Annotated in this window: 6 protein-coding genes; 4 read left to right on the forward strand and 2 right to left on the reverse strand. The window is 59.9% G+C overall.

Annotated features, from left to right (window positions below; all coding sequences use genetic code 11):
* Window positions 1-44: 44 nt before the first annotated feature.
* Window positions 45-1,175 carry an LLM class flavin-dependent oxidoreductase gene (locus Q3981_RS06070; protein ID WP_303124506.1) on the reverse strand — a complete coding sequence of 377 codons (1,131 nt, stop codon included), beginning with the start codon at window positions 1,173-1,175 and terminating at the stop codon, window positions 45-47.
* 116 nt (window positions 1,176-1,291) lie between these two features.
* Between Q3981_RS06070 and Q3981_RS06075 the strand changes: the two genes are divergently transcribed.
* The 4 genes from Q3981_RS06075 to Q3981_RS06090 all read left to right on the forward strand — a co-directional run bounded on the left by Q3981_RS06075 (window position 1,292) and on the right by Q3981_RS06090 (window position 8,169).
* Window positions 1,292-2,443, forward strand: coding sequence for a pseudouridine synthase (locus Q3981_RS06075; protein ID WP_303124507.1), 1,152 nt, complete (start codon window positions 1,292-1,294; stop codon window positions 2,441-2,443).
* A gap of 64 nt (window positions 2,444-2,507) precedes the next feature.
* Window positions 2,508-4,778, forward strand: a complete 2,271-nt coding sequence (locus Q3981_RS06080; protein ID WP_303124508.1) for a hypothetical protein — start codon at window positions 2,508-2,510, stop codon at window positions 4,776-4,778.
* An 8-nt stretch (window positions 4,779-4,786) separates the two neighbouring features.
* On the forward strand, window positions 4,787-5,554 hold the full coding sequence (locus tag Q3981_RS06085; protein ID WP_303124509.1) for an ABC transporter ATP-binding protein: 768 nt from the start codon (window positions 4,787-4,789) through the stop codon (window positions 5,552-5,554).
* Window positions 5,551-8,169: an ABC transporter permease gene (locus tag Q3981_RS06090; RefSeq protein ID WP_303124510.1), complete on the forward strand. Its 2,619-nt coding sequence runs from the start codon at window positions 5,551-5,553 to the stop codon at window positions 8,167-8,169. Before Q3981_RS06085 ends, Q3981_RS06090 begins: the two co-directional genes overlap by 4 nt.
* A 43-nt stretch (window positions 8,170-8,212) precedes the next feature.
* Here the strand turns inward: Q3981_RS06090 and Q3981_RS06095 are convergent.
* On the reverse strand, window positions 8,213-9,048 hold an 836-nt coding region (locus tag Q3981_RS06095), incomplete at its 5' end, for an ABC transporter ATP-binding protein (RefSeq protein ID WP_303124511.1).

A 9,048-nucleotide genomic window follows, 5' to 3' on the forward strand; every position in this document is an offset into this window, starting at 1 on the left:
CCCGAAATGGAGTTGCTTTCAGGTACGAGCCAGAAAAGCAGGTGTCAGGACCTTAACGCCTCCCCCAGCATCTCAATCGCCCTCAGCCGATCCTCCACGTCATAGGCGTAGATAGAGGCAATAACACCCTGCGCCCCCGTCGCCTGAACAATGCGGGCAATCTTATCCTTTACCTGATCAGGTGTTCCCACTGCGTTCACCTGCAAAGCCGCATCCACCTGCTGCCACGCCATCACATTGCCGTCCCGCACGTCCTTCGGTGGCCTAAACAGCCCGCGCGTTCCCGTCACAATCCCATAAAAGCTCTGCTCATGGGTTGTAAACAGGTGGCGAGCTTTCTCCTCGGTCTCTGCCACCATCACATTGACGCCCACAGTGACGTGCGGCGTGCTCAACGACGAACCCGACGCAGCGCCACTCCTGGCAGCACTACTGCCGACGCCACCATCGGAGGTATGGCCGTCGGCCCGATCGCCGTCGGCAGAGTCGCCATAAGCTCCTGCAACGAAGTTATTGCGGTACGTCTCGAGGGCCGTCGACAAGCGGAAAGGAGCAAAATGGCTGGCAAACACGAACGGGAGACCCGCGTGCGCCGCGATCATCGCACCATTTTCCGACGAACCCAGCATGAAGAACGGCACGTGGCCGCGCAATCCCGGGAAGGCATTGACGCGGTGCGCCATCGGACCCATGTAGCGACGCAGCTCGGCTAGATCGTGCTCAAAATCCGGCACATCCGACTTCCCTCGACGCAAAGCCTGCGCCGTCATCGGGTCGGTGCCCGGGGCACGCCCCAACCCTAATTCAATCCGGCCCGGATAAAGGGCGTCTAAGGTGCCGAACTCCTCCGCAACGTGAAGAGGCGCGTGATTAGGCAGCATCACGCCCCCTGCGCCGACCGAAATAGAGTGCGTAGCCGCCGCCACTTGCCCGATCATGATCGTGGTTGCCGACGACGCCAACGACTTCGAGTTGTGGTGCTCGGCGAGCCAAAAGCGGTCGTAACCAGCACGTTCCGCCGCCTGGGCGGAGCGGATCGTCGCGTGGAGAGCGTCCGACATCGTCATGCCCTCGCTCACCGGGACGAGATCGAGAAGACCAAGTTCGATGTTGCTGAGGTCGTTGGCGCTGGCATCGGACGGCTGGCCTGATGACGGATTATCTGGGTTAACCATGAACACCCTTCCTGCGGTTCTATCTATCGAAGTTCTAACTGTCGAGATTCTTTGTTGTGTTCGCTCTACAACCCATAACAACGGTGACGGCCAATTCCGTCCATGATTCTCACTCCGTGCCGTCAGTCGTACCCACCGCGAGCCTCACTACTGACACCCTGCGCGCGCCCTTTATGCTGGTCTGCATGGTTCGTGCTCTTGGAATTCGTGACGGGCTTAATCCTTCACACGCCCGTGTACCGGCAGGTGCAGCGCCGATTACGGCCGATGATTTCCTCGAGCACCTGATTTCCTCTCAGCGGCATCGCCACCCCTCCGACACCACCGCTGCCCGCGCAGAACGGTTCGACGCCGGGCTCGTTCGCGATGGCCGGGGACGCGTCCTCACCCCCTCTGACCTGCTTCAACCGAATGACGAGATGTGGTTCTACCGCATGCCCGCCTACGAAACCCCCGTTCCCGGGCACTGCACACCGGTGTTTTCGTCACCTGGGATCCTCGTCGTCGATAAGCCACCATTTTTAGCGACGATGCCCAGGGGCAGGCACATCACGGAAACAGCCACCGTCCGTCTTCGACGGGCCACCGGCAATGACGACCTCGTTCCAGCCCATCGGCTCGACCGCCCAACCTCGGGACTTCTGCTGTTCACCACTCATCCTCGCTATCGCGGGCCGTACCAAACGCTGTTCGCGCGTCGGCAAGTTCGGAAAACTTACCAGGCGATCGCCCCCTACCACCCTGTTCTCGCGGAAAGCACTGACCGCGCCGAGATAGAGCATGTCGCCATCGACTCCGGCACTATCAGCCTTGAGGACGACGGCATTCACGTCCACCAACGCATGGAAAAGACACACGGATTTATCCAGGCGCGGCTGGAACCCGGAGAGCCCAATGCGGAGACCGTCATTTCGTCGATACGCATGTTGAGCGATGACGACGAACGCGCACTCCGGACGCGCTATCACAACTGGTTCGGGGACCCATTGCGTGACACTCGCTACGCCCTCTACACCATGCACCCGCTATCCGGGAAGACCCACCAACTGCGGATGTGCCTGAATTCCCTGGGAGTACCCATTGTGGGCGACCAGGTCTATCCACGGATATTGCCCGAAGCTATCGACGCTCACCAGCATGTTGATGAGGCATGGCACCAGCCCTTATGCCTGCGATCCACGCAACTGAGCTGGACCGATCCCAACCTTCACCGCCCCATCACCGTGACCGCGCCGGATCTGACTCACACCCTGGGGCTGAGTGGATAGCTGCACCATCATTGGCGCCATTATTGTGGCCAACTATGTCCGGCCCAAGTGTTAGTATCCTGGCATGGCCACGAGGGACCCCGAGCAGCATTCATCCGACGCTAAAACCGCCGGGTATGAGGGCAAAAACACGCCTGCTACAGATAGTGCGGCACAGTCCGCGGGCGCTCGGTTCTCCGTCATCACTTCATGGGTGAGTGCGTTGGCCGTCGCTGTGATCTTCGCTATCGGTGGGTGGCAGCGACGGTGGATTAGCGACGACGGACTCATCGTTTTGCGTACCGTCCGTAATCTTCTCGCTGGTAATGGCCCTGTTTTTAATGCAGGCGAGCGCGTCGAGGCCAATACATCCGTTGTGTGGCAATACATTATCTACGCCATTGCCGCGGTCTCATCAGCGCGCCTAGAGACCATAGCCATCTATACAGGCCTGGTTTTCTCGGTCCTCGCGGTCGCGATTGCCGCTCTGGGATCGGCTGCTCTTCACCGTTCACCGGGGGCCCTGTTTGTTCCCTGTGGGCTACTGCTCTATATCTGCCTCCCGCCAGCACGTGACTTCGCGACCTCGGGGTTGGAGTGGGGGCTCTCCATCTTCTGGATCGCTGTGCTGTGGTTCCTGATGGTGTACTGGAACAACGCCCGGGGCCAACGGGGCCGCACGAGCCCCCTCCCCCGGTCTGGCTATGCCCTCGCGTTCTGGGCCGGATTGAGCTGGCTAGTCCGCCCCGAGCTTGCACTCTACGGAGCCGCCACCATCGTCGTACTCCTCGTTATTCATCGACGCTGGACACTCCTCGCGTGGGCAGTTCCACTTCCGCTTCTCTACGAGATTTTCCGAGCGGGCTATTACGGCCTCTTGGTCCCCAACACTGCGGTTGCGAAATCTGCCTCCGGCTCCGACTGGAAACAGGGTTGGCGCTATGTCCTCGATTTCGCTAACCCGTATTGGCTGTGGCTCATCATTCCTATTGCGATCATCATCGGTATCGCCGTGTTCCGGGCCGACGGGCGCCGCACTCCGCTCCCCGTGATCATCATGGTGTCCTGCGGGATACTGCACGTGCTCTACGTCATCAGAATCGGTGGCGATTTCATGCACGGACGCATGTGGCTTCTCCCCCTGTTCACCCTGGTCATGCCCATCGCCGTTGTCCCCATCCGCTTCGCGCGTGCGTCATCCGCACAAGCACAACTCCCGACGGCTGACGGGCACACATGGCAAAAGCGCCACGAACATTCCCGCGCGACGCAGCAGCCACTGGCGGCGTCGGCAATCATCATCATTGCGGGATGCGCAAGTGTTGGAATATGGGGGATCATCCGCCTATGCGCTGGTCACCCCTTTACCCAGCCAACGACCATCGCAGATTTTAAGCACCTCGACATCGTCGATGAACGCGAATTCTGGACTACTTTTACTGGACACTCAGCGCATGACCCTCTCACCAAGGCGGAAGATTTTTTGGCTGCGCCCACCATGATCAACTACACGGGCTCGCTGGAAGGAACTATTCCCCACGTGGACAGCTCTTCTCACAGCGGAACCCCAGATAAGGACTTAACTACCGACGGCCCCCACGTCCAGCCCTTCGCCGCTGTCCCCACTAAACCCTATAAAGACATACGATTCGTCTGGACCCCCGTCCCCAACTTCACCAGTCCTGAAGAGAAAGAGGCCTTGGCCAAGCTTGGCAAGAAGTCGTCGACCGTCGATGACGCCACCAGCCACTACGACGACGCGCTCCGCACAGCCAGCGGACTAGATAACACCCCCGTCACGGTCTCCTACATCAACCTGGGGATGACCAGCATGAATGCGCCGCTCGACGTCCGGGTCGTCGACCCCATGGGGTTGGCGAACCCACTCGCTGCTCGCCAATCGCGACAATCTAACGCGCGTATCGGGCACGACAAATCACTACCGCTGTATTGGCAACTTGCCGACAGCGCTACGCCGGTGACAGACACGCCGTTCTGGGATAGCGAAAAGAAGGTTCACGCAGCACGAATCGCGTTCCACGATTCCGACTTTGTGTCACTATTCGAGGCATATCGGTCACCAATGTCGCTGTCCCGGTTCCTCAAAAACATCGGATTCGCGCTGACCAAGGGGAATTCACTCGCGTTCTCGTCGAAACCCAGTGACTACACCACAAAAACCACCACGGACGACACGCAACACAATTCCGTCCCCGTTATCCAATGGGGGCATAGGACCAAACTCGACAGCGATAAACGCTTACCCCGTTCCCTACAACCTGGCTACACCGCGCCGGAGACCACTGTCTTCCCCGACGCAGAAACAACCGAAGAAAACCACACCATATACCCCTAGGCTCACTCATGTCCTCTACTCCAGCCGACGCCAACGCCCCTATCGCCAGGGCTGACGCCATTTCCAAGTACTACGGCAAAGGCGACACCCGCGTCACCGCGCTCGACTCCGTCTCCGTCGAATTCCGGACCGGGGAATTCACCGCCATCATGGGGCCCTCCGGATCGGGAAAATCCACACTCATGCACTGCATGGCAGGGCTCGACTCCGTCAGCGAAGGCTCCACCTTCGTCGGCGACACCGACCTCTCCACCCTCAACGACAAACAGCTCACCCGGCTCCGACGCGACCGCATCGGCTTCGTCTTCCAGTCCTTCAACCTGGTTCCCACGCTCACTGCCTCTGAGAACATCACGCTGCCCATGGACATCGGTGGCCATCGCGTCGACAAGGAATGGTTCACGCACATCGTCACCTCATTCGGTCTCACGAAGCGCCTGGATCACAGGCCCTCCGAACTCTCCGGGGGCCAGCAACAACGCGTCGCCTGTGCCCGCGCTCTCATCGGCCGGCCCGACATCATCTTCGGCGACGAACCCACCGGCAACCTCGATTCCAACTCGTCCACCGAGGTCTTGACCACCCTCCGATCCGTCGTCGATAACTACAACCAAACCGTCGTCATCGTCACCCACGACCCCCGCGCAGCGTCCTACGCGGACCGAGTGATCTTCCTCACCGACGGCCACATCGTCGATGAACTCGCCGACCCCACCACAGAAGCCATCCTCAGCACCATGGCCACCATCGACAACCCGGATAACCAGGCCTCATGAACGCATCCGCCACGCCCAACACACAGCTGCGCCGCCACCCCATGTGGACGCTCTCCTTTCGGAACCTCCGCGCGCACAAAGTTCGGCTCGCGCTCACCGTCCTCGCCGTCATTCTCGGCACAGCGTTCGTCTCTGGATCGTTCATCTTCACTGCGACACTAAACAAGGCGTTCACTGAGATCGTCACCACCATGTACGACGGCGTCGACATCGCCGTCAAGCCTGGTCATGCCACCGATTTCGCCCACCAACGCGACACTATCAACAACATTCCCGGTGTCCGCGCCACCAACGAGATGACCGACATGAATGTCGCCGTCGCTCATGACGACGGCACCATGATCGACACTGGCGGAGCAACGGCACAAATCCTCCCCAACTACCCCGATGACGAGCAAGCCAACACCGCGTGGTCCATTACCCAAGGACACGCGCCTACCAAGGCAGGGGAAGCCACTCTCAACAGCAACGCAGCTAAGAAAAACAACATTTCCCTCGGCGATCACCTCATCGTCGCCACACCCACCATGCGTACCGACGTCACCATCGTCGGGTTCTATACGACGTCGACCAACTTCGGCGGGTGGGCCGGCGTCGCCATGAACCCCGACCAATTCCGCGAACTCGCCGGCACCAGCATCAGCTCCTACAACGTCGCCATCCAACCCGGCGCGGATAAACAGCAGGTCATGGCGGCCATCTCTCGCGCTGTCCCCGGCAGCACGGTTCAAACTGGCGAGGATGCGTCCAAAGAGATGACGTCAAGCATTTCCAACCAGTTGACCTTCATCAACTACTTCCTTCTGGCGTTCGGGGCGATCGGCCTCATTGTCGGCACGTTCATCATTGCGAACACGTTCTCCATGATCGTGGCGCAACGGATCCGTGAGTTCTCTCTCCTACGGTCGCTGGGTGCGTCGCGAGGACAGATCACGCGCTCTGTGCTCATAGAGGCCCTGATCGTCGGCATTGTCGGATCAGTCATTGGCATTGCTGCCGGATTCGGGCTCGTTCATCTCCTTGTTGCCGGGCTCAGTAAGACGGGCCTTGACATGCCCGATTCCTCGATACCTCTCACGTGGCAGTCGATGGTGTGGCCGCTGGTTATTGGCATCATTGTCACGCTGGTGAGCGCGTGGGCACCTGCCTGGCGGGCGGGTTCCACGCGACCTGTCGAATCGATGAACGCCACGACGCAATCCGCGCCCTTGCTCCGGCGAACGCTCATCGGGCTCATCGTCCTTGGTGGGGGCGCGGCCCTCGCGTGGTGGGGAAGCTACGCCGACGACTTCGCGACACGTAACCGCATGATCATCCTCGGCATCGGAGCCGTGGCCATCATCGTCGGCACGCTCGCCGTTTCCGCCGCGCTCTCCCTCCCGCTTGTCAGTGGAATAGGGCGCCTCCTTGGACTGCCCTGGCGCTCCGTCGGTAAGCTCGCGGCGACTAACTCGTCGAGAAACCCCCGACGAACTGCTACTACCGCGTTCGCCCTCACCCTTGGGCTCGCCCTCGTAAGTTCCGTCGGCATGATCGGCGCCTCCATGAAAAGCACCGTGTCGGACCTTGTTGACAATGAACTCACCGCAGACCTCGTCGCAACGCCGCCCGGTGCGACCACGGGAAGCATGTTTTCGCTCCCCGGCGGTGTGAACAAGGACATCGCGTCCGTCGATGGTGTCACCGGAGTTGCTCCCTTCTATACCCTGGCCAATGCCACGCTGCGCGGAGACGACAAGAACCGCGGATATGTGATCTTCACGCCCGACAACCCGCGCGGTTACATCGATCTCAAGATGAAAGAGGGGAGCGAGGACCTCTCCCACGGCGGAACTGTTATTCACGCCAGCTTTGCGAAGAAGCACGGCCTCCATGTGGGTGACACCGTCAACATCGACGCGCTCACGGCCGCTAGCCCGGGTTCTACTGGTGGGCTCATATCCCAAGGGGGAGCGCCCGCCGACGCGCACGCTACCTCCACCGTCATCGGGATCATGGACAGCAAGCTCTTCCCCACCGCACTGGTGTCACAGCAAGACGTCGACAAGATCAGTCCTGATAAACACACGTGGCGGAGCCTCATGACCACGATCCGCACTGATCACACCGTCGACGACGTCACCATGCAGAAGAGGATCAAAGACAAGGTCAAGCATTACGTCATTGTCCAAGTGCAGACGCGGGACGAATTCAAAGGCCAACAAGCACAACTTGTTAACCAACTGTTGTCCATCCTCTATGGTTTGCTGGCCCTATCGGTGGTCATCGCGATTGTTGGGATTATCAACACGCTCGCGCTCAGCATTGTTGAGCGTCGGCAAGAAATCGGGATGCTTCGTGCCGTGGGCATGGTACGCGGGCAAGCACGCCGCATGATCACACTCGAAAGCATCCAATTGTCCCTCTATGGTGCGATTATTGGGGTGATTATTGGGCTCTACATTGGGTGGATGTTCATGAACGTCATGAAAACGCAAGGCATTACGCAAATTGTCATTCCGTGGGAACAGATCATCGCCATGCTCATCGCATCAGCGGTCGTTGGCATCATCGCTGCGGTCTGGCCTGGCATACGCGCCTCGCGTATTAGCCCACTCGACGCCATCGCCGATTAAGTCAGGGCGGAAGTGTGAGACCCACACCCCGCTACGTGCCTCGCTACGCACCGCCCAGGTCGATGCTCCCGCCCGGGATCGAATCAATCAGGCTACGCGTGTATTCCTCACGCGGATGGTCGAACAGCTCATCCGTTGTTCCACGCTCCACCAAACGCCCCTGGCGCATCACCAGCACGTCGTCGGCAATCTGCTTCACCACCGCAAGGTCATGGGTGATGAACAGATAACTCAGCCCCATCTCTGCCTGCAGCTCATTCAACAGGTTCAGGATCTGCGACTGCACCAGCACGTCCAGGGCAGACACCGCCTCATCGCAGATGACGACGTCGGGATCCAGGGCCAATGCGCGCGCGATAGCAACGCGCTGCCGCTGACCGCCGGATAGTTCCGACGGGAACCTGTGCATCATTGCCGCCGGCATGGCCACGCGGTCCAACAATTCGCGGACCTTCTTTTCGCGGCTCGCTCGATTCCCAATGTTGTGAATCTTCAGCGGTTCCGCGATCGTGTTGAACACCGAATACATCGGATCAATCGACCCAAACGGATTCTGGAAAATAGGCTGCACCCTGCGTCGGAAAGCAAGCTCTTGCTTTCGGCTCAAAGCGGTGACATCGCGCCCATTAAACGTGACCGAACCCCGGGTCGGCTGCAGCAGGCCGAGGATCATCTTCGCCACGGTGGACTTGCCTGAACCAGACTCCCCCACCAGCGCCGTTGTGGTCCCGCGCCGAATGTAGAAATTCACATCTGCAGCAGCCGTGAACATGCTCTTCTTCCACGGCGGGCCACCCGGGATCGGAAAGTCCTTCCCCAGGTCGTGGACTTCGATAATGTGCTCGACGTCGCCATCCTGCGCCGCGTGCGGTCCGGTGG

This window comes from Corynebacterium sp. (genome assembly GCF_030530965.1).
GTDB lineage: Bacteria > Actinomycetota > Actinomycetes > Mycobacteriales > Mycobacteriaceae > Corynebacterium.

Coding starts and splice junctions, on each gene's coding strand:
- Q3981_RS06070 (WP_303124506.1), bottom strand. CDS start 1,175: ATGGTTAACCCAGATAATCCGTCATCAGGCCAGCCGTCCGATGCCAGC.
- Q3981_RS06080 (WP_303124508.1), top strand. CDS start 2,508: ATGGCCACGAGGGACCCCGAGCAGCATTCATCCGACGCTAAAACCGCC.
- Q3981_RS06085 (WP_303124509.1), top strand. CDS start 4,787: ATGTCCTCTACTCCAGCCGACGCCAACGCCCCTATCGCCAGGGCTGAC.
- Q3981_RS06090 (WP_303124510.1), top strand. CDS start 5,551: ATGAACGCATCCGCCACGCCCAACACACAGCTGCGCCGCCACCCCATG.